This window comes from Nocardioides sp. NPDC087217, from assembly GCF_044744805.1.
In the GTDB taxonomy this organism is placed as follows: Bacteria; Actinomycetota; Actinomycetes; order Propionibacteriales; family Nocardioidaceae; genus Nocardioides.
This window is the reverse complement of sequence record NZ_JBIUZB010000010.1, coordinates 58,550-78,922: the sequence shown is the minus strand read 5'-3', so window position 1 is coordinate 78,922 and position 20,373 is coordinate 58,550. Positions and strand designations below refer to the sequence as shown.

Annotated in this window: 18 protein-coding genes; 15 read left to right on the top strand and 3 right to left on the bottom strand. The window is 69.6% G+C overall.

What is annotated here, in order from left to right; genetic code table 11:
- Positions 1–260 precede the first annotated feature (260 nt).
- From ACIO3S_RS27700 to ilvC, 3 genes are read left to right on the top strand one after another with little or no spacing between them, the layout of a single operon-like run.
- A complete protein-coding gene (locus tag ACIO3S_RS27700) occupies positions 261–2,012 on the top strand; it encodes an acetolactate synthase large subunit (RefSeq protein ID WP_160024592.1) in 1,752 nt (583 codons plus the stop codon).
- Positions 2,012–2,575 (top strand): acetolactate synthase small subunit, encoded by a 564-nt coding sequence (gene ilvN, locus ACIO3S_RS27695; RefSeq protein WP_141792540.1) that lies wholly within the window; start codon positions 2,012–2,014, stop codon positions 2,573–2,575. Before ACIO3S_RS27700 ends, ilvN begins: the two co-directional genes overlap by 1 nt.
- 34 nt (positions 2,576–2,609) lie before the next feature.
- The gene (ilvC, locus tag ACIO3S_RS27690; protein WP_160024591.1) at positions 2,610–3,635 is read left to right on the top strand and encodes a ketol-acid reductoisomerase; all 1,026 of its coding nucleotides are present in this window, start codon (positions 2,610–2,612) and stop codon (positions 3,633–3,635) included.
- A 110-nt stretch (positions 3,636–3,745) separates the two neighbouring features.
- On the opposite strand, the gene ACIO3S_RS27685 is transcribed toward ilvC, so the two are convergent.
- Together ACIO3S_RS27685 and ACIO3S_RS27680 are read right to left on the bottom strand one after the other, a co-directional pair.
- Positions 3,746–4,579, bottom strand: a complete 834-nt coding sequence (locus ACIO3S_RS27685) for an ABC transporter permease (RefSeq protein ID WP_400469570.1) — start codon at positions 4,577–4,579, stop codon at positions 3,746–3,748.
- On the bottom strand, positions 4,576–5,493 hold the full coding sequence (locus tag ACIO3S_RS27680; RefSeq protein ID WP_400469567.1) for an ABC transporter ATP-binding protein: 918 nt from the start codon (positions 5,491–5,493) through the stop codon (positions 4,576–4,578). Before ACIO3S_RS27680 ends, ACIO3S_RS27685 begins: the two co-directional genes overlap by 4 nt.
- A gap of 163 nt (positions 5,494–5,656) precedes the next feature.
- Here ACIO3S_RS27680 and ACIO3S_RS27675 point away from each other — a divergent pair, with 163 nt between their 5' ends.
- From ACIO3S_RS27675 to efeB, 4 genes are all read left to right on the top strand, one after another.
- Positions 5,657–6,352, top strand: a complete 696-nt coding sequence (locus tag ACIO3S_RS27675; RefSeq protein ID WP_400469564.1) for a DsbA family oxidoreductase — start codon at positions 5,657–5,659, stop codon at positions 6,350–6,352.
- Between the two features lie 93 nt (positions 6,353–6,445).
- Positions 6,446–7,990 (top strand): iron uptake transporter permease EfeU, encoded by a 1,545-nt coding sequence (efeU, locus tag ACIO3S_RS27670; protein ID WP_400469561.1) that lies wholly within the window; start codon positions 6,446–6,448, stop codon positions 7,988–7,990.
- Positions 7,980–9,185, top strand: a complete 1,206-nt coding sequence (efeO, locus tag ACIO3S_RS27665) for an iron uptake system protein EfeO (protein WP_400469558.1) — start codon at positions 7,980–7,982, stop codon at positions 9,183–9,185. The genes efeU and efeO overlap by 11 nt, the downstream gene beginning before the upstream one ends.
- A complete protein-coding gene (gene efeB, locus ACIO3S_RS27660) occupies positions 9,185–10,435 on the top strand; it encodes an iron uptake transporter deferrochelatase/peroxidase subunit (protein ID WP_400469555.1) in 1,251 nt (416 codons plus the stop codon). Before efeO ends, efeB begins: the two co-directional genes overlap by 1 nt.
- Before the next feature lie 15 nt (positions 10,436–10,450).
- Here the strand turns inward: efeB and ACIO3S_RS27655 are convergent, their stop codons facing one another.
- On the bottom strand, positions 10,451–11,020 hold the full coding sequence (locus ACIO3S_RS27655) for a class I SAM-dependent methyltransferase (RefSeq protein ID WP_160024584.1): 570 nt from the start codon (positions 11,018–11,020) through the stop codon (positions 10,451–10,453).
- Positions 11,021–11,287: 267 nt separating this feature from the next.
- Between ACIO3S_RS27655 and ACIO3S_RS27650 the strand changes: the two genes are divergently transcribed.
- From ACIO3S_RS27650 to ACIO3S_RS27615, 8 genes are all read left to right on the top strand, one after another.
- Positions 11,288–11,458, top strand: coding sequence for a hypothetical protein (locus ACIO3S_RS27650; protein ID WP_350716419.1), 171 nt, complete (start codon positions 11,288–11,290; stop codon positions 11,456–11,458).
- A 9-nt stretch (positions 11,459–11,467) separates the two neighbouring features.
- On the top strand, positions 11,468–12,523 hold the full coding sequence (locus tag ACIO3S_RS27645; protein WP_400469550.1) for a 3-isopropylmalate dehydrogenase: 1,056 nt from the start codon (positions 11,468–11,470) through the stop codon (positions 12,521–12,523).
- 103 nt (positions 12,524–12,626) lie between these two features.
- Positions 12,627–13,706 (top strand): branched-chain amino acid aminotransferase, encoded by a 1,080-nt coding sequence (locus ACIO3S_RS27640; protein WP_400469547.1) that lies wholly within the window; start codon positions 12,627–12,629, stop codon positions 13,704–13,706.
- 146 nt (positions 13,707–13,852) lie between these two features.
- Positions 13,853–15,358, top strand: a complete 1,506-nt coding sequence (locus ACIO3S_RS27635) for a serine/threonine-protein kinase (RefSeq protein WP_400469544.1) — start codon at positions 13,853–13,855, stop codon at positions 15,356–15,358.
- A gap of 162 nt (positions 15,359–15,520) precedes the next feature.
- Entirely contained in the window at positions 15,521–17,131 is a 1,611-nt protein-coding gene (gene cimA, locus ACIO3S_RS27630; RefSeq protein WP_400469541.1) for a citramalate synthase, read from the top strand.
- 64 nt (positions 17,132–17,195) lie between these two features.
- Positions 17,196–17,735: an NADPH-dependent FMN reductase gene (locus tag ACIO3S_RS27625; RefSeq protein ID WP_400469539.1), complete on the top strand. Its 540-nt coding sequence runs from the start codon at positions 17,196–17,198 to the stop codon at positions 17,733–17,735.
- A gap of 103 nt (positions 17,736–17,838) precedes the next feature.
- Complete coding sequence (locus tag ACIO3S_RS27620; protein WP_400469536.1) at positions 17,839–18,798, top strand: GNAT family N-acetyltransferase; 960 nt, start codon at positions 17,839–17,841, stop codon at positions 18,796–18,798.
- Between the two features lie 9 nt (positions 18,799–18,807).
- On the top strand, positions 18,808–20,214 hold the full coding sequence (locus ACIO3S_RS27615) for an amidase (protein WP_400469533.1): 1,407 nt from the start codon (positions 18,808–18,810) through the stop codon (positions 20,212–20,214).
- The last annotated feature ends 159 nt before the right edge of the window (positions 20,215–20,373 follow it).

Sequence of the window (20,373 nt, the reverse complement as noted above, 5' to 3'; positions counted from 1 at the left end):
GAACGACTGACAGATACTGGGACGGTGATCTCAGATCATGGGACGCGCGATAGGGTGAGGTGACACGGCGCGACACATGGGGTTAACGTGTGGGCATGCTGAACAGCATTCTCGTACTTATCAGGCGCGTCGCCTAGGAGCCACTGGCCCCAGACGACGCGTCTCCCTCCGTTGCCCGCCGGGCCGGAGGGTTTTTTGTTGCACAAGCAGCCCACCACGAGATCCCATGAGTAGAAGCTCCGATGAGTAGGACGGCGGACATGAGCGAGCAGATGACAGGCGCACAGAGCCTGATCAAGTCGCTGGAAGCAGCGGGGGCCGAGAACATCTTCGGCATTCCGGGAGGAGCGATCCTTCCGGCGTACGACCCGCTGATGGACTCGAAGATCCGCCACATCCTCGTACGTCACGAGCAGGGCGCCGGCCACGCGGCCCAGGGCTACGCCGCCGCGACCGGCAAGGTCGGGGTCTGCATGGCCACCAGCGGCCCGGGCGCGACCAACCTGGTCACCCCGCTCGCCGACGCCAACATGGACTCCGTGCCGATGGTGGCCATCACCGGCCAGGTCGGCGCGGCGATGATCGGCACCGACGCCTTCCAGGAGGCGGACATCCGCGGCATCACGATGCCGGTCACCAAGCACAGCTTCCTCATCACCGACCCCGCGGAGATCCCGCTGCGGGTCGCTGAGGCCTTCCACCTCGCCTCCTCCGGGAGGCCGGGTCCGGTCCTCGTCGACGTCACCAAGTCGGCGTTGCAGGCCACCACCACCTACCGGTGGCCGACCGAGCTCCACCTGCCGGGCTACCGCCCGGTGACCAGGCCGCACGCCAAGCAGATCCGCGAGGCGGCGCGCCTGATGCTGGAGGCCAAGAAGCCGGTCCTGTACGTCGGTGGCGGCACCATCCGCTCCGGCGCCCACCGCGAGCTGCTGCAGCTGGCCACGCTCACCGGGATCCCGGTGGTGACCACCCTGATGGCGCGCGGTGCCTTCCCCGACTCCCACCCGCAGCACCTCGGGATGCCGGGCATGCACGGCACCGTTCCCGCCGTCGCCGGCCTGCAGAAGTCGGACCTGATCATCAGCCTCGGCGCCCGCTTCGACGACCGCGTCACCGGCAACCTGGACTCCTTCGCCCCCAACGCCAAGGTGATCCACGCCGACATCGACCCGGCCGAGATCGGCAAGAACCGCTACGCCGACGTCCCGATCGTGGGCGACGTGCGTGAGGTCCTCACCGACCTGATCGCGGTGCTCACCGCCGAGAAGGAAGCCGGCAAGGAGGGCGACTACGAGGGCTGGGTCGCGTTCATGGCCGGGATCAAGAAGGCGTACCCGCTCGGCTACGACCTCCCCGCCGAGGGCCTCTCCCCGCAGTACGTCATCGAGCGGCTCGGCAAGATCTCCGGCGAGGAGACGATCTTCACCGCCGGCGTCGGCCAGCACCAGATGTGGGCCGCGCAGTTCATCGGCTACGAGCACCCCAACACCTGGATCAACTCCGGCGGCCTCGGCACGATGGGCTACTCCGTCCCGGCCGCGATGGGCGCAAAGGTCGGCTGCCCGGACTCCACGGTGTGGTCGATCGACGGCGACGGCTGCTTCCAGATGACCAACCAGGAGCTGGCCACCTGCGCGATCGAGGGCATCCCGATCAAGGTTGCGATCATCAACAACGACAACCTCGGCATGGTGCGCCAGTGGCAGACGCTCTTCTACGGCGAGCGCTACTCCAACACCAACCTGCAGTCCCACGGCCAGCCCAAGCGCATCCCTGACTTCCCCAAGCTGGCCGAGGCCATGGGCTGCGTCGGCCTGGCCTGCGACTCCGCCGACGACGTCGACGCCACCATCGAGAAGGCCATGGAGATCAACGACATGCCCGTCGTCGTCGACTTCCGGGTCAACAAGGACGCCATGGTGTGGCCGATGGTCGCCGCCGGCTCCTCCAACGACGAGATCCAGTACGCGCGCGACCTCGCGCCCGAGTTCGACGAGGACGACCTGTGATGAGCATTCAGCCCGTGAAGACCGGCGGCAAGCACACGCTGAGCGTCCTGGTCGAGAACAAGCCCGGCGTCCTGGCCCGCGTGGCCGCGCTCTTCTCGCGTCGTGGCTTCAACATCGAGTCTCTCGCGGTCGGTCCCACCGAGCACGACGAGCTCTCCCGCATGACGGTCGTGGTCAATCTCGAGAACACCCCCCTCGAGCAGGTCACCAAGCAGCTCAACAAGCTGGTCGAGGTGATCAAGATCGTCGAGCTCGAGCCTGAGACGCGCGTCCAGCGCGCCCTCATGCTGGTCAAGATCACCGCCACCACGGAGACCCGCAGCCAGGTGCTCGACACCATCCAGCTCTTCCGGGCGAAGGTCGTCGACGTGTCCACCGACACCGTCATCGTCCAGCTCGCCGGCAACACCGGGAAGCTCAACGACTTCCTCCGGGTCATCGAGCCCTTCGGCATCCGTGAGCTCTCCCAGTCCGGCATGGTCGGCATGGGCCGCGGCTCCCGGTCGATCTCCGAGCGCAGCCTGCGATCCGTGGCTGTGCCCGCTCCGCCTTCCGCGGTCTGAACCCCTATCAAACACAACTAAAGGAGAAGCCCTCGTGGCTGAGATTTTCTACGACGACGACGCCGACCTCGCGCTGATCCAGGCGAAGAAGGTTGCCGTCATCGGCTACGGCAGCCAGGGCCACGCCCACGCGCTCAACCTGCGTGACTCCGGTGTGGACGTGCGCATCGGCCTGCAGCCCGGTTCGAAGTCGACCCCCAAGGCCGAGGAGGAGGGCTTCAAGGTCCTCGCGCCGGCCGACGCCGCGGCCGAGGCCGACGTGATCGTCATCCTTGCCCCCGACCAGCACCAGCGTGGTCTCTACAACGACCAGCTCGCGCCCCACGTGACCGCCGGCAAGACTCTCGTCTTCGGCCACGGCTTCAACGTGCGCTTCGGCTACATCAAGGCGCCCGAGGGCGTCGACGTGATCCTGGTCGCCCCGAAGGCCCCGGGCCACACCGTCCGTCGTGAGTACGTCGCCGGCCGCGGCATCCCGGACATCATCGCCGTGGAGCAGGACGCCTCCGGCTCCGCGTGGGACCTCGCGAAGTCGTACGCCAAGGGCATCGGTGGCACCCGCGCCGGTGTCATCAAGACGACCTTCACCGAGGAGACCGAGACCGACCTCTTCGGCGAGCAGGCCGTTCTCTGCGGCGGTGTGTCCCACCTGGTCCAGGCCGGGTTCGAGACGCTCACCGAGGCCGGCTACCAGCCCGAGATCGCCTACTTCGAGGTGCTCCACGAGCTCAAGCTCATCGTGGACCTGATGTGGGAGGGCGGCATCGCCAAGCAGCGCTGGTCGATCTCCGACACAGCTGAGTACGGCGACTACGTCTCCGGCCCGCGCGTCATCGGCCCGCAGGTCAAGGAGACCATGCAGCAGGTGCTCGCCGAGATCCAGGACGGCTCCTTCGCCGCCCGCTTCATCGCCGACCAGGACAACGGTGCGGCCGAGTTCCAGAAGCTGCGCGAGGAGGAGGCCGGTCACCCGATCGAGGCCACCGGCAAGGCCCTGCGCGCCCACTTCTCGTGGAGCCAGTCCGACGACGACTACACCGAGGGTTCAGCCGCCCGCTGACCGATGCGGTGCCGAGTCGGCACGAACTGACAGAAAACCAAGCCGAGTCGGCGCGTTCTAACGTGCCGACTCGGCTGGATTTTGTGGTCAGTTCGCGCCGACTCGGCGGGTTACTTGACCTCGGACTTGAGGACCAGGCGGAGGCCGACGAGCATCGGGACCACGAGCCAGATCAGGCCCGCGACCCCCAGCTGGGCCCACATCTTGTCGGTCATCTCGGAGTAGAGATTCATGGTCGCCCAGTTGAGGTCGAACCAGGTGGCGTGCTCGGCCCACCAGGTGTTGGTCGAGGCGAGGGCCGAGGAGACGCCAGGGAGGACGAGGGCGTAGACGAAGTACGCCACGATCGCACCCGGCGAGCTGCGGAACAGCGTGCCGAGCATGAAGCCCATGAACATGCCGATCTCGCTGGCCAGGGTCACCTGGGCGAGCTCGGTGAACGAGATGTTCCACACCGGGTCGAGGTCCATGACGGCTGCTACGCCGAGGTAGCCGAGCGCCCCGACGGCCGCCGCGACTGCGATGGCGACGACGCCGACCACGGCGGTGACCAGGGCCTTCGCGGCGATGACGCGGCCGCGGCCGGGCACCAGGGTGAAGGTGGTCAGTGCGCTACGGGCGCTCCATTCGCTGGTGACTGCCAGCACCGCGATCATCGGCAGGACCACCGACATCGGCATGCCCCAGGCGCTGGCGAAGCCCTCGTAGTCGAGGTTGTCGGCGTCGACGAAGATGATCGTCACCGCGGTCGCGGCCAGCGAGAGCACGACCAGGCTGGCCATCAGCCAGAACCCCGAGCGGGTGTCGAACATCTTGCGCAGCTCGACGCCGGCGATCCGGCCGAAGGGGATCGGGGCGGGCACGGCCCGCTCGCGGCGGCGTACCGCCTCGGGGTTGCGTCCGGCCGGCGTGGCCGGCTCAGGGGCGAGGGTCGTGGTGGTCATGCTGCATTCCCTTCGGGAGTCTCGAGGTGGTCGCGCTGGGTCTCGGCGGTGAGCTGGAGGAACATCTCCTCCAGGCCGGCGCCGTCGGCGGCGCGGAGCTCGGTCAGCACGAGCCCGGTGTCGAAGGCGACCTGGCCGACGGTGGTGAGGTCGGCGTCGCTGAGGACGGCCCCCTCGGTGGTGAGCTCGGCGGTGTGGCCGGCCCGCTGGAGGGCCCGGCCGAGTGAGGTGGGATCACTGGAACGGGCGTACGTCTCGCCGCTGGTGAGCAGCTCCTGCTTGGTGCCCTGCGCCACGATCCGGCCGTTGCCGATCACCACGATGTCGTCGGCGATCACCTCGATCTCGTGCAGCAGGTGCGAGGAGAGCAGCACGGTGCCGCCGTCGTCGGCGAAGCCGCGCAGCAGGTCGCGCATCCAGCGGATGCCGGCCGGGTCGAGGCCGTTGGCCGGCTCGTCGAGGATCAGCACCTCGGGGTCGCCGATCAGGGCCGTCGCGATGCCGAGCCGCTGCCGCATCCCGAGGGAGTAGTTGCGTACGCGACGACCGGCCTCCTCCTCGGTCAGGCTGACCCGGTCGAGGGTCTCGGCGACACTGGACTTCGGCAGCCCCATGGTGCGGGCGGCCAGGGTGAGGATCTCGCGGCCGGTGCGCCCGCCGTGCTGGGCGGAGGCGTCCAGCAGCACGCCGACCTCGCGACCGGGGTTGGGCAGCTGGGAGAAGTGGCGGCCCAGCAGGTGGGCGCTGCCGGAGGACGGATCGGTGAGTCCGACCAGGATGCGCATGGTCGTGGACTTACCGGCGCCGTTGGGGCCGAGGAAGCCGGTCACCCGACCGGGCTCGGCGGTGAAGGTCACGTTGTCGACGGCCGTGAACCTGCCGTACCTCTTGGAGAGGGCATCGATCTGGATCATGCTCCGAGCCTGGTGCCAGGCGCCCCTCCGGCGCGTCGGGCAGATCCCTGGCGGGTGCCTGGACCTTCCCCTGATCTCCCCTGAGACCGTCTCAGGGGTCCAGCTGATTAGGCACAGCAGTCCGCTGTGGAATGTTTCGTACCGAACGAAACGTTCTCAGGGCATGCGTATTGATGTCTGGTCCGACGTTGTCTGTCCTTGGTGCTACATCGGCAAGCGCCACCTCGAGGAAGCCCTGGAGCGCTTCGAGCACAGCGACGACGTCGAGATCGTCTACCACTCCTTCGAGCTCGACCCGACCGCGCCGCAGGTGCCCGTCGAGACCACGGTCGAGGCCCTGGCGAAGAAGTTCGGCGCCTCCGTCGACCAGGCCCGCGAGATGATGAAGCAGGCCAACGTGCCCGCCGCCGCGGCCGGTCTCGAGTTCCGCCACGAGGACACCCCGCACGCGCGCACCATCGACGCCCACCGGCTGCTCCACCTGGCCAAGGCCGAGGGCAAGCAGGCCGTGCTCAAGGAGGAGCTGCTCGCTGCGTACTTCACCCGCGGCGAGTCGATGGGTGACCACACCGTCCTGAAGCAGGCCGCGGTGAACGTCGGTCTGGACGCCGGCCGGGTGGACGAGGTCCTCGCGGGCGACGAGTTCGCCGGCGACGTGCAGGCCGACATCGACCAGGCCCGCGCCTATGGGGCGACCGGGGTGCCGTTCTACGTGGTCGAGGGGAAGTACGGCGTCTCCGGGGCCCAGCCGACCGACCTGTTCAGCCAGCTCCTGGAGAAGGTGCACGCCGAGACCAAGCCGGCGCTCACGCTCGTCGGCGAGGGCGACGCCTGCGGTCCCGACGGCTGCGCGATCTGACGAGGCTCTGAACAGGCGAACCGAGACGCAAGCCCGGATAAATTCTGGGCCCCGATCTACTAGGTGAGCCTAACCTAACGTTACGCTGCTGGAATGCTGCCAACGTTCGTCATCGGCCTGCGCGAGGGGCTCGAGGCGGCGCTGATCGTGTCGATCATCGCCACCTTCCTGCGTCGCAACGGCGCGCCGCTGCGCGGACTGTGGGTGGGCGTCGGTGCCGGCATCGGGCTGAGCATCGCCGTCGGGGTCGCCCTGCGGCTCCTTGAGCAGGCGCTGCCCCAACGGCAGCAGGAGATGCTCGAATGCGTGATCGGCGTGATCGCGATCGTCTTCGTGACCGGGATGATCCGGTGGATGCACGTCCACGCCCGTACGCTGAAGGGCGACCTCGAGCAGGCGGCGGCAGCGGCGCTGGGCGCCGGCACGATGACCGCGATGGCACTGATGGGCTTCCTGGCGGTGCTGCGCGAGGGCTTCGAGACCTCGGTCTTCCTGCTCGCGACGATCCAGAACGCCACCAGCGCACCCGCCGCGATCCTCGGCGCCCTGCTCGGGCTGACCATCGCCGTCGGGCTCGGCTGGGGGATCTACGCCGGCGGCCTGCGACTCAATCTGAGGATGTTCTTCCAGGTCACCGGCGTGTTCCTGGTCTTCGTCGCGGCCGGGCTGGTGATGTTCGCGCTGCGCACCGGACACGAGGCGGGCTGGGTCACCGTCGGCCAGGGCCCGACCGTCGACCTGTCCTGGCTCATCCCGAACGGCTCGGTTCGCTCGGCGGTGATCACCGGGATCCTCGGCGTCCCCGCCGACCCACGGGTGATCGAGGTGCTCGGCTGGATCGCCTACCTGGTGCCGATGCTCGCGATGCTGCTCCTGCCCGCCCGCCTGCGCCCGGGCACAGCGCTCGCGCGACGGCTGCGGATCGGCGGCGCGATCGCCGCCGTGGCTGCCGCCGCCGCACTCTTCGTGTTCGTGCCGCTGCCGAGCGTCGACGTGCCTCGTGAGGCGCCGCTGGCTGACGGACGTACGGCGGTGCTGGCCGTCACCGGCGACCGAGCGACCCTGACCGCAGACGGCGAGAAGATCGAGCTCGCCGACCCCACCGACCACACCGGCAACGCCGACACCGCCTGGCATGCGGAGGGCTCCGGCGACCTGCCGGCCACCCTCACCGCGCAGGACCTGCTGACCTACACCGGCAACAGGGTCCCGGTCGGGCTCAACCTCGCCACCGCTCCGGGCCCCTACGAGGCCCGCTGGACCGACACCACGCGCCACACGGTGCTGAGCCGCGACGAGGGTCTGGTCGACGTACGCACCACCGGCAAGCTCCTGGTCACGATCGAAGGCGGCGGCCTGACCTCGCCGCGCACGTTCACCGTCGACGACGCCACACTCCAGGTCGAGAAGACCTACGCGACGGAGCTGTCCGCGACGATCGCCGACGCGGACCACGCCGCCCACGACCGGCTGCTGTGGAAGCACTGGGTGCCGGTCGCCCTCATCGTCCTCGCCGGGCTGCTGCTGTGGCAGTCCCTGCGCAGGCCCGGCCGCGGCACCGAACCGCGCGCCGTCACCGACCCCGGCCGCGAAGGCGGCCAGGAGTCATCAGTGGAAGGAACCACCCATGTCGCGTAAGGCGATCTCCGTTGCAGCACTCACCGCGCTGTGCCTGACCGGGCTGGCCGCCTGCGGCAGCGACGCCGACGACTCGGCCGCCCCGAAGAAGAAGGGCGCCAGCCAGGTCGCGGTGAAGCTGGTCAGCGGCTCCGAGGGCGACGTCTGCGAGCTCGACACCGACACCGCCGCCGCCGGACCGGTGACCTTCACGGTCGTCAACGAGTCGGCGGCCGGCGTCACCGAGGTCGAGCTGATGGATGGCCAGAAGATCCTCGGTGAGAAGGAGAACCTCGCCCCGGGTCTGCCCGAGGTCTCCTTCACGCTCACCCTCGGTGGTGGCGACTACGAGGTCTACTGTCCGGGCGCCGCCGAGGAGCGGATCCCCTTCGAGGTCACCGGCGAGGCCGCGGCCGCGCCCACGGGCGACACCGCCGAGCTGCTCGCTGCGGGTGCGAAGGACTACACCGTCTACGTCAACACGCAGCTCGACGCGATGATCACCGGCGTCGAGAACCTCCAGAAGGCCGTCGACTCCGGTGACGTCGCCGCCGCGCAGCAGGCGTACGCCGACTCCCGCCCGTTCTACGAGAAGATCGAGTCCGACGTCGAGGGCTTCGTGATGGAGGGCTTCGACCCGACCGACAACAAGGGGAACCTCGACTACCTGATCGACATGCGCGCCTCCAACCTCGACGAGGCGGTCGGCTGGAGCGGCTTCCACGCCGTCGAGCGCGACCTCTTCGAGGCGAAGAAGATCACCGACCAGACCAAGAAGTACGCCGCCGACCTGGTCACCAACGTCACCAAGCTCGCCGAGGTCGGCAAGACCCTGGAGTTCAAGCCCGAGGACCTCGCCAACGGGGCCGCCGCGCTGCTCGAGGAGGTCCAGTCGGGCAAGATCACCGGCGAGGAGGAGGCCTACAGCCACATCGACCTGGTCGACTTCGCCAACAACGTCGAGGGTGCCCAGCAGGCGTACGCGGCCCTCCGGCCTGGTCTGGAGAAGATCGACGCCGAGCTCGTCAAGACCATCGACGAGCGGTTCACGGCGGTCACCGATGACCTCGAGGGTTACAAGGACCCCGAGGCCCTGGGCGGCTACCAGCCCTACACCGCCGAGCTGAAGGCCTCCGACGGCAAGAAGCTCTCCGCGACCGTACAGTCGCTCCAGGACGTGCTCGGGCGCCTGGCGGAGAAGGCAGCGACGGCCTGATGGCCACCGAGGGCAAGGGCCTGTCCCGGCGCCGGCTCATCGCCGGTGCCGGGGGCGGCGCCGCGGCCGGGGCGGCGGTCGGCTTCCTCGGCGGCCGCGTCGCCGCCCCCGCCGAGGCGGCGGCCTCCGACAGGCTCGACCTCGACAAGGCGTACGACTTCTACACCGGCGACCACCAGGCCGGCATCGCCACGCCTCCGCAGCGGCATCTGGTCTTCATGTCCCTCGACGTCGTCGAGGGCACCACCGCAGAGCAGCTGAAGGTGCTCTTCGCGCGCTGGTCGGCGGCCATGGCGACGATGATGAAGGGCAACCCGGTCGGGACCGTCGAGCCCTCGCGCAGCAACGGGGTGCCCCAGGACACGGGGGAGGCGTACGACCTCTCGCCGGCCTCGCTGACCGTCACCCTCGGTCTCGGGCCCGGGCTCTTCGATGACCGCTTCGGGCTGGCCGGACGTGGCCCGAAGCTGCTGGCCGAGATCCCGCGGCTGCCCTCCGACGAGCTCAAGCCCGAGCTGTGCGGCGGCGATCTCGCCCTGCAGGCCTGCGCCGACGACCCGCAGGTGGCCTACCACGCGATCCGCGACCTGGTCCGGATCGGGCGCGGCCTGGTCACCACCCGCTGGACCGTGCTCGGCTTCGGCCGCGCCTCGGCCGGCAAGGGCCAGAAGACGCCGCGCAACCTGATGGGCCTCAAGGACGGGACCCGCAACATCAAGACCGACGACGACCTCGACGAGTTCGTCTGGGTCTCCGACCCGGACGAGCCCGCATGGATGCAGGGTGGCAGCTACCTGGTCACCCGCAAGATCAACATGGACATCGAGGTCTGGGACGGCACCACCATCGACACCCAGCACCTCACCATCGGCCGGGACAAGGCCGAAGGCGCACCCCTGGGTGGGAAGAAGGAGTTCGACACCCCGGACTTCAAGGCCGTACGCGACGGAGAGCCGGTCATCGACCCGACCTCCCACGTCGCCCTGGCGGCCTCGGAGAACAACGGGGGAGCGAAGATGCTGCGCCGCGGCTACAACTTCACCGACGGGCTCAACTCGCTGGGCCAGCTCGACGCCGGCCTCTTCTTCATCGCCTTCCAGAAGGACCCCGCGACCTTCGTCGACCTGCAGCGCAAGCTCGGACGCGTCGACCTGCTCAACGAGTACATCGCCCACGTCGGCTCGGCGATCTTCGCCGTGCCGCGCGCGCCGAAGTCAGGCCACTACCTGGCCGAGGAGCTCTTCGGCTGACGGTGGAACAGCGGCTCAGCGCTTGGTGGCGAGCAGGACGCTGGTGTCGGCGGCGACCATGACCTCGACGGTGGTGAAGCGCTCGTCGGTGAGCCAGGACTCGCGCAGGCTGTCGACGCGGCCGTAGACGATCGGCGGCCACAGGTCGGTGGGGATGAGGTCGTCGATGACGACGATGCCGCCCTCCTCGACGAGGTCGGAGAGCTGGTCGGGGGAGACCCCGCCGGGGGTCTCGGCGTCGAGGAAGAGCAGCGCGAACGGGCCACGGTCGCGCAGGATGCCCCAGTCGGCCGCGATGACCTCGACCTGCGCGTCGTCGGCGAAGATCTCGGCGGCCTCCTTGGCGAGGTGCTCGTCGAGCTCGGCGGAGACGATCTGGGCGGCCTGGCCGCGTACGCCGCTTCGCAGCCACGCGGTGCCGACACCGCAACCGGTGCCGAACTCCGCCATCGTGCCGCTCCGGGTGGCCGCCAGAGTCGCCAGCAGCCGCCCGGTCTCGTTGCGGCAGAACGACACATAGCCCGCGCGACGGGAGACGTCGAAGGCGCGGGTCACGATGTCCGGAAGCTCTGGGGGTGCACTCACAGGGCCAGTCTTCCCGATATCGCGTGTGAGCGCGCGCACGGGTGTCTCGGATGGCGGACCATTCGTCCAGATCTGCTCTCTGGAAGCGTCTCCCGGGTTAACGTCAGAACACCATGCGGAGCATTTTTCTCGTACTCGAGTGCCGCGACGGGGCCCGGCGGTAACGACCGCAGGAGAAGCCACCTCGTCGCGGTGGCTTCCGTCTTCTAAAGACCCCGGCTTCTCTCCCACACCCTCTGTTGACCCGAAGTGTGAAGGAAGAAGCCCATGTACGCGATGTACCCCGAGAGCCCGGCCGAACACAACAAGTGGAGCCGCGAGTGGGGCCCGGCGAGCCACGACCCCGACAACCCGCACAGCGTCGAGAACACCATCGCTGCAGTGCAGCAGGCGCTCGACCTGCGGGACAACGGCGGCCAGCTGCCCGACGACAACTAGTCTCGCCGTATGTCTACGACCAACCTCGCAGTGATCCCCGGCGACGGCATCGGACCGGAGGTGACCGCCGAGGCGCTGAAGGTGCTCGAGATCGCCTCTCCGGTGAAGTTCGAGCAGACCCGCTACGGCCTCGGCGCCGAGCGCTATCTCGCCACCGGTGAGGTGCTCCCCGAGTCCGTTCTCGCCGAGATCAAGGAGCAGGACGCCATCCTGCTCGGCGCGATCGGCGGCAAGCCGAACGACCCGAACCTGCCTCCCGGCATCCTGGAGCGCGGGCTGCTGCTCAAGCTCCGTTTCGAGCTCGACCACTACGTCAACCTGCGCCCGTCGCGGCTCTTCCCGGGGGCGATCTCCCCGCTGTCGCCGGCCGTGCTCGACAAGGGCGAGATCGACTTCGTCGTGGTGCGCGAGGGCACCGAGGGCCTCTACACCGGCAACGGTGGCGCGATGCGGGTCGGAACCCCGCACGAGGTCGCCACCGAGACCTCGGTCAACACCGCCTACGGCGTGGAGCGGGTCGTACGTGACGCCTTCGCCCGTGCCCAGGCGCGCCCGCGCAAGAAGCTGACCCTGGTCCACAAGACCAACGTGCTGGTCAACGCGGGCTCGCTGTGGTGGCGGATCACCCAGCAGGTCGCCGAGGAGTTCCCCGACGTCACTGTGGACTACCTCCACATCGACGCGGTGATGATCTTCCTCGCCACCGACCCGGCCCGCTTCGACGTGATCGTCACCGACAACATCTTCGGCGACATCATCACCGACCTCGCCGCTGCCATCACCGGCGGCATCGGCCTGGCCGCCTCCGGCAACATCAACTCCTCCCGGGAGTTCCCCTCGATGTTCGAGCCGGTCCACGGCTCCGCCCCCGACATCGCCGGCCAGCAGAAGGCGGACCCCACCGCGGCCATCCTGTCCGGGGCCCTTCTGCTCGAGCACCTCGGTCACCCCGAGGCTGCCGCCGCCATCGACGCCGCCGTGCTCGCCGATCTCTCCGAGCGCGGCACCGAGCCACGTACGACCTCCGAGGTCGGCGACGCGATCGCCGCCCGCGTAACCAGCTAGCCGCTCATCCCCGAAGGGGCCGGGCGCAGAGTTTCTGCGCCCGGCCCTTCGTCTGTCCTCATCACTTACGTTTCGACCGCAGAACAGGACTAATCTCATGGTCATGGAGATCAGCACCACATTGTCGACCCAACCGGCCACCGACAAGCAGCTCGCGGAGGTCCTGGCGAACCCAGGCTTCGGCAACCATTTCACCGATCACATGCTCACCGTCGAGTGGACGCCCGAACAGGGCTGGCACAACGGTCGCATCGAGGCGTACGCACCGCTCAGCCTGGACCCGTCGGCAGCCGTGCTGCACTACGCCCAGGAGATCTTCGAGGGGATGAAGGCCTACCGGCACGCCGACGGCTCGATCTGGTCGTTCCGGCCCGAGGCCAACGCCGCCCGGATGGCCCGCTCCAGCGAGCGGCTCGCGCTGCCCGTCCTCGAGATCGAGGACTTCGTGCAGACCGTCTTCGACCTGGTCAAGGTCGACCAGCGCTGGGTGCCCGAGGCCTCGGAGAGCGATGAGAAGAGCCTCTACCTGCGGCCCTTCATGTTCGCCTCGGAGTCGTTCCTCGGCGTGCGCCCGGCCCAGCACGTGACCTACATGGTCATCGCCTCGCCCGCCGGCTCCTACTTCAAGGGCGGCGTGAAGCCGGTACGGATCTGGCTCACCGAGGACTACACCCGCGCCGGCCGCGGCGGCATGGGCGCGGCCAAGACCGGCGGCAACTACGCCTCCTCCCTGGTCGCCCAGGCCGAGGCCTCGGCCAACGGCTGCGACCAGGTGGTCTTCCTGGACGCGCAGGAGGGCAAGTACGTCGAGGAGCTCGGCGGCATGAACCTCTACTTCGTCCACGCCGACGGCCGGATCGTCACTCCCGAGACCGGCACGATCCTCGAGGGGATCACGCGCGCCTCCATCATCGAGCTCGCGGGCAAGCTGGGCTACACCGTCGAGGAGCGCAAGTTCGCCATCGACGAGTGGAAGTCCGGCGTCGAGTCCGGCGAGATCACCGAGGTCTTCGCCTGCGGCACCGCCGCCGTCGTCACCCCGGTCGGCGAGCTCGTCCACAACGGCGGCTCCATCGCCTCCGCCGGTGAGGGCGAGGTCTGGAAGACCATCCGCAAGCAGCTCGTCGACATCCAGTTCGGCCGGGCCGAGGACACCTTCGGCTGGATGCGCAAGATCGTCTAGCCCAAAGGTCACGTACGCAGGCCGAGGCGTCACTCCCGCGAATCGACATGGCAGATCGGTGCCATGTCGGCCGACGGGAGAGACGCCTCGGCCGACGTACCTGACGCTTCGGCGGGGTGTCGGCTGCGGCGGATAAGGTTTGTCTCGTGACGACAGCCCCTCGCCGTCTCCCGGCGACCCAACGGGACACCGTTGGTGACTACGACCTGCTCTCCCTGCTGGGGCAGGGCGGGATGGGGCGAGTCCATCTGGCCAGCCACCGCACGAGCGGTGAGCGGGTGGCGCTGAAGGTGCTGCGTACCCAGTTCGTGGGGGATGAGGAGGGCCGCCATCGGCTCGCGCGCGAGGTCTCCTCGCTGCAGCGGGTTCGGAGCAGGTGGGTGGCTGGCGTGGTCGGCGCCGATCCGTGGGGTGAGGTGCCGTGGCTGGCGACCCGCTACGTGCCGGGGCCGACGCTGCACGACAAGATCGTCAACGAGGGCGTGCTCTCGCGCGAGGAGGTCGAGCAGCTGGCCAGCGACCTGGCCGAGGGCATCGCCGACTGCCATGCCGTCGGCGTCCTCCACCGCGACATCAAGCCGGCCAACATCATCATGGAGGGGCGCACCCCGATCCTGATCGACTTCGGGCTCGCCCGCGTCGCCGACGACCCGAAGATCACGGTGACCGGCCTGCTGATCGGCACCCCCGGCTACCTTCCGCCCGAGATCGCGGTCGGCGACCTGGCCACCCCGGCCTCGGACGTGCACTCGTGGGCCTCCGTGGTGGCGTACGCAGCGACGGGCCGCCCGCCCTTCGGCGAGGGCAACTCGATGAAGCTGATGGACCGCGCCCGGCGCGGTGAGCACGACCTCGAGGGGGTGCCGCAGCCGCTGCGCGGGCTGCTCGGCCAGGCGCTGTCGCCCGACCCCGCAGACCGTCCGACGCTGGACGAGGTGCGCGAGTGGCTGCGTACGCCGCGCCGGCCGTTCGTGCACCGGCCGGTCGAGCAGCTCTCGCTGAGCGACCGGGCCGAGCGCGAGAAGGCCACCACGCCGGCCGCGCCGTTCACCCCGATCCAGAAGCTCGGCCCGCGCCAGGACAGCGGCCTGGAGAAGCTGCGCCGGGGTGCGGTCTGGCTCGGCCTGCTCGCCTTCGCCGTCGGCGTGATCGCTGCGTTCCCGAGCGCCGGCTTCTGGGCCGTGCTCGGCGCGGCGTGGCTGATCCGCGCCGGCACGCTTGCCGCCGGCGATCTGCGCGGGTGGCGGTGGTATCGCGGTCGCAAGTGGCACGACGCGCCCCGACTGCTGATCGGCGCTCCCTGGCGCCTGGTCCGTTCGCTCCCGAAGACGTTCGTCGTCGGGGTGTGGGGCTTCGGGTTCGTGGTGGCGGCGGTGCTGATCGGCTTCGCCCTGCAGCTCTCCCTCGAGGCGACGCTGGGCTTCGCCGGCCTGGCGTTTGTCGGCGCGCTGTGGACCGGCTCCGGGCGCGACCGGCTGCGTGACCCGGTGACCAAGGCGGTCCACCGGATCTCGGCGCGATGGGTGCCGTGGATCCTCGGGTTCGCCGTGGTCATCACCCTGGCGCTCTTCCCGATCCAGACCCTCGCCGACGAGGGCTCGCAGTTCTCCGGCGGCGACGAGCCGTGGTGGGTCGAGCTCCTCGGCTGGTGAGACGCCCGTCCCACGGAGAAAGATTTCGTGGCAGTATCAGGGCTATGACGACGTACGTCATCATCATTCGCTAGCGCGTCGAGCCTTGCCCGACGCGCCACCCTCTCGTTCCCGAGAGGGTTTTTTGTTGCCCAGCCCAGCCCAGCCCAAGGACACAGAGCCATGGAATTCCACGTCTACGACACCACCCTGCGCGACGGTGCGCAGCAGGAGGGCTTGAACCTCAGCGTCGCCGACAAGCTCGCGATCGCCCGGCACCTCGACGGTCTGGGCGTCGGATTCATCGAGGGCGGCTGGCCCGGTGCGAACCCGAAGGACACCGAGTTCTTCAAGCGGGCCGTCTCCGAGCTCGACCTCAAGCACGCGCGGCTGGCGGCGTTCGGGTCGACCCGCCGGGCCGGCGTGCGGGCTGCTGACGACCCGCAGGTCGCCGCGCTCCGCGACTCCGGGGCGTCGGTCGTCACCCTCGTCGCCAAGTCCCACGACCGCCACGTCGAGCTCGCGTTGCGCACCACGCTCGAGGAGAACCTCGCGATGATCCGCGACACGGTCTCCCACCTGCGCGAAGAGGGCCAGCAGGTCTTCCTCGACGCCGAGCACTTCTTCGACGGCTACCGGGCCAACCGCGACTACGCGCTGGAGGTCCTGAAGACGGCCTACGAGGCGGGTGCCGAGGTGGTCGCGCTGTGCGACACCAACGGCGGGATGCTGCCGGGCTGGGTGGCCGACGTCGTCCACGACGTCCGCGGCGCCACCCAGGGAGCGGTCGGCATCCACTGTCACAACGACACCGGGTGCGCGGTCGCCAACTCGCTGGCCGCCGTGGACGCCGGGGCGATGCACGTCCAGGGCTGCATCAACGGCTACGGGGAGCGTACGGGCAACGCCGACCTCGTCTCCGTGGTCGCCAACCTGCAGCTGAAGCTGGGCCGCGAGGTGCTGCCGACGGGGCTGCTGGGCGAGGCGACCCGCGTCGCGCACGCGGTGGCCGAGGTGACCAACGTGCCGCCCGCGGGCCGCCAGCCGTACGTCGGTGCCTCCGCGTTCACCCACAAGGCCGGGCTGCACGCCTCCGCGATCAAGGTGGACCCCAACCTCTACCAGCACATGGACCCGGCCGGCGTCGGCAACGACATGCGGCTGCTGGTCTCGGACATGGCTGGGAGGGCCTCGATCGAGCTGAAGGGGCGCGAGCTCGGCTACGACCTCTCCGACGACCGCGACCTGGTGACCCGGGTGACCGAGCGGGTCAAGGAGGCCGAGCAGCGTGGCTACACCTTCGAGGCGGCCGACGCCTCCTTCGAGCTGCTCCTGATCGAGGAGGTCGAGGGTGCCCGGCCGTCCTTCTTCGACGTCGAGTCCTGGCGGGTCATCTCCGAGGCCCGGGGTGGCGGCCCGGAGACGGCGTCGACAACCGAGGCGATCGTGAAGATCCACGCCGACGGCGTACGTCACGTCGAGACCGGCGAGGGCAACGGCCCGGTCAACGCGCTCGACCAGGCGCTGCGGGCCGCGATCACGCGTGCCTTCCCGGTGGTCGCCGACTTCGACCTGATCGACTTCAAGGTGCGCCTCTTCGACCAGGGACACGGCACCGATGCCAAGACGAGGGTGCTGATCGAGACCTCCGACGGCTCGACGTCGTGGACGACGGTGGGGGTCGGGTCGAACGTGATCGAGGCGTCGTGGGAGGCGCTGGTCGACGGGCTCACCTTTGGGCTGCGGCGGCATGTGGGCGAGACCACACCGTCGGAGGCCGCTGTCACGGAATGAATCCCCGGGACGCGGGCGTTCAACACTTCAACATTGAACTATCCGCGTCTTACGAGGAGAACCCGTGACCGACACCCGTATCGCCGTACTCGTTGGCAGCCTGCGCGCCGACTCCATCAACCGCAAGCTCGCCGAGAAGCTCGTCGCCGAAGCGCCTGAGGGTGTCGTCCTGGAGATCGTCGACGGACTGGCGGACGTGCCGTTCTTCAACGAGGACCTCGAGGCCGACCCGGGCGAGGCCGTGACCCAGCTCCGCAAGGTGATCGACGAGGCCGACCGCGTCCTCATCGTGACCCCGGAGTACAACGGCACGATGCCCGCCGTCATCAACAACGCGATCGACTGGCTCTCGCGCCCCTACGCCGCCGGCGTGCTCAAGGGCAAGGTCCTCTCGGTCGTCGGCGTCGCCCCGACCCCCTACGGTGCCAAGTGGTCCCACGCCGACGCCGCCCGCTCGGCCGGCATCGGTGGCGCCATCGTCGTCGAGGACGCCATCGTCTCCCAGCCGGTCCACGAGATCGACGTCTTCACCGACGCCGAGGCCCAGGCCCGCTTCCGCGAGGCCGTCGAGAAGCTCGCGGGCTTCCAGCCCGCCGCTGTCTGAGCCCCAACCAGGCAGCACCACGAGGGCAGGTCTCTGCGGGGGGAGACCTGCCCTTGGTGATTTATCGCGTGCGTGACTGCCGATTCGGCCGTACGTTTCGCTCATGAGTGGACCGGTGAAGCAGCTCCGACTGGTGGTCGAGGCGAAGGATTATGAGAAGGCGGTGGCCTTCTACCGCGACACCCTCGGCCTGCCGGAGCAGGCCGCCTTCTCCGGCCCCGGTGAGGCCCATGTGACGATCCTCGACGCCGGCTTGGCTACGCTCGAGCTCGCCAACTCCGCCCAGCACGCCTACATCGACGAGGTCGAGGTCGGGCAGCCGGCGGCCGGGCACGTCCGGGTGGCGTTCGAGGTCGAGGACTCCGCCACCGTCGCCTCCCGGCTCGTCGATGGCGGCGCCACCCTCGTCGCGCCGCCCACCCGCACCCCGTGGGAGTCGCTCAACGCCCGTCTCGACGGGCCGGCGGGGCTGCATCTGAGTGTCTTCCAGGAGCTCGCCGAGCCCGTCCTGGCGCCGGACTACCCGGTCACCACGGAGCGGCTGGCGTTGCGCCCGATCGACGTCGAGCGCGACCTCGACGACCTGCACGCCTATCTCTCGCTCGAGGAGGTGTGCCGCTACATCCCGCCGGTTCCGCGTGACCGCGAGCAGCTGCGAGAGGCGTACGCACCCGAGAGGCGTCTCTCCGTCCTGCGCCGCGAGGGTGAGGTGCTCTGCCTCGCCGTCGAGCACGAGGGCCGGCTGATCGGCGACGTGGTGCTCTTCTGGCACAGCAAGGAGCAGCGGTCGGGGGAGATCGGCTATGCCTTCAACCCCGAGTTCAGCGGCCGCGGCTTCGCCACCGAGACCGCGCGGGCGCTGCTGGGGCTGGCCTTCGACGGGCTCGGCCTGCACCGGGTGACCGCTCGGGTCGACGAGCGCAACGTCGCCTCGGCGCGGGTGATCGAGCGGCTCGGGATGCGGAAGGAAGCCGTCGAGCGCGAGGCCGAATGGTTCAAGGGCGAGTGGACGACACTGGTGCACTACGCGATGCTCGAGGACGAGTGGCGCTCGGGCCACTAGTCTGCAGGGGTGGCCGAGCTTCATGATCTGACCGCCCTGGAACAGGGAGAGCTGCTGCATCGATGCGAGGTCTCCCCGGGAGAGCTCGCCGAGCACTACCTCGACAGGATCGCGAGGCTCGACGACGTCGGCGCCTTCGTCACCGTGGCCGAGGAGCGGATCTCGACCTGCGCTCGTGAGCTCGTGGTCAAGCCGGTCGGAGCCTCACCGCTGTGGGGCGTACCCACCGCGATCAAGGACCTCAACCTCACCCGCGGGGTGCGTACGACCTTCGGGTCGGCTGCCTTCGCCGACTTCGTCCCCGACGTCTCCGACAACGTCACCCTCTCCATCGAGGCGGCCGGGATGATCTCGCTCGGGAAGACCAACACTCCGGAGTTCGGCTCGCCCTGCTACACCGAGCCGGACGTGGCGCCGCCCGCCGTCACCCCCTGGGACCGTACGCGGATCGCCGGCGGCTCCTCCGGAGGTGCTGCCGCCGCGGTCGCCGCCGGCCTGGTGCCGGTTGCGCAGGGCTCCGACGGCGGCGGTTCGATCCGGATCCCGGCCTCGTGCTGCGGGCTGGTCGGCCTCAAGCCCACGCGCGGGCGGATCTCCCCGTCGCCGATGTACGGCGACGCCGCCGGGCTCGCCACCGCCGGTCCGATCGCTCGGTCGGTGCGGGACGCGGCGGCCTTCCTCGACGTGCTCGCGGGGCGGCGTACGGGTGATCCCTTCTGGGCTCCCGAGGAGCCGCTCCCGTTCCTGGACGCGTGCGAGCGGCCGCCGGGGCGGCTGCGCATCGCCCGGTTCATCGAGCCGCTGATCGCCCCGACCTCGGTCGATCCCGAGTGCGTCGCCGCGTGGGAGAACGCCTCTGCCTTGTTGGAATCGCTGGGCCACGAGATCGTCGACATCCCGCGGCCGCTGCCGGTCGAGGCGGTCGCGGTCTTCGAGACGGTCTGGGCGGTCGGGACTGCGATGTCGGTCGTCAACCTCACCCCGGATCAGCGATCCCAGATCCGGCCGCTGACCCGCTGGCTCACCGAGCGGGGAGAGGCGTTCAGTGGCCCGGAGTTCGGGCTGGCGATCGCCGAGCTGCGACGGTACGCCGCCATGGCCCTGGAGGCGCTGGCGCCCTACGGCGCCGTGCTCACCCCGACCCTGGCGACCCCGCCGCCGAAGGTCGGTGCGATCCGTGACGACGCCGACCCCGCCGCCGACTTCGAGGCCCAGAAGGCGTTCACCCCCTGGACCTCCGCCTGGAACGTCACCGGCATGCCCGCCATCTCCCTGCCCCTCCACTGGACCCCGTCTGGTCTTCCCGTCGGCGTCATGCTCGCCGCCCGCCCCGCCGAGGAGCCCCTCCTGCTCTCCCTTGCGGCCCAGATCGAGGACGCCGCCCTCTGGGACCGCCGGCTCCCGCCCGGCTGGTGAAGCCTCGCCGAGACCGCAGAAATGGCGAGCCGAATCTGTAGTTGTGGGGGGGGGGGGGGGGGCGGGGGGGGGCACCCCCAAACATTATCGGGGCAGCAAAAAAGATTGGGGAGGGGGGGGGGGGGCGGGGGGCCGGGGGGTGTGTGGGGGGGCCGGGGG

Coding starts and splice junctions, on each gene's coding strand:
- ACIO3S_RS27700 (WP_160024592.1), top strand. CDS start 261: ATGAGCGAGCAGATGACAGGCGCACAGAGCCTGATCAAGTCGCTGGAA.
- ilvN (WP_141792540.1), top strand. CDS start 2,012: ATGAGCATTCAGCCCGTGAAGACCGGCGGCAAGCACACGCTGAGCGTC.
- ACIO3S_RS27685 (WP_400469570.1), bottom strand. CDS start 4,579: ATGACCACCACGACCCTCGCCCCTGAGCCGGCCACGCCGGCCGGACGC.
- ACIO3S_RS27680 (WP_400469567.1), bottom strand. CDS start 5,493: ATGATCCAGATCGATGCCCTCTCCAAGAGGTACGGCAGGTTCACGGCC.
- ACIO3S_RS27675 (WP_400469564.1), top strand. CDS start 5,657: ATGCGTATTGATGTCTGGTCCGACGTTGTCTGTCCTTGGTGCTACATC.
- efeU (WP_400469561.1), top strand. CDS start 6,446: ATGCTGCCAACGTTCGTCATCGGCCTGCGCGAGGGGCTCGAGGCGGCG.
- efeO (WP_400469558.1), top strand. CDS start 7,980: ATGTCGCGTAAGGCGATCTCCGTTGCAGCACTCACCGCGCTGTGCCTG.
- efeB (WP_400469555.1), top strand. CDS start 9,185: ATGGCCACCGAGGGCAAGGGCCTGTCCCGGCGCCGGCTCATCGCCGGT.
- ACIO3S_RS27650 (WP_350716419.1), top strand. CDS start 11,288: ATGTACGCGATGTACCCCGAGAGCCCGGCCGAACACAACAAGTGGAGC.
- ACIO3S_RS27645 (WP_400469550.1), top strand. CDS start 11,468: ATGTCTACGACCAACCTCGCAGTGATCCCCGGCGACGGCATCGGACCG.
- ACIO3S_RS27640 (WP_400469547.1), top strand. CDS start 12,627: ATGGAGATCAGCACCACATTGTCGACCCAACCGGCCACCGACAAGCAG.
- cimA (WP_400469541.1), top strand. CDS start 15,521: ATGGAATTCCACGTCTACGACACCACCCTGCGCGACGGTGCGCAGCAG.
- ACIO3S_RS27620 (WP_400469536.1), top strand. CDS start 17,839: ATGAGTGGACCGGTGAAGCAGCTCCGACTGGTGGTCGAGGCGAAGGAT.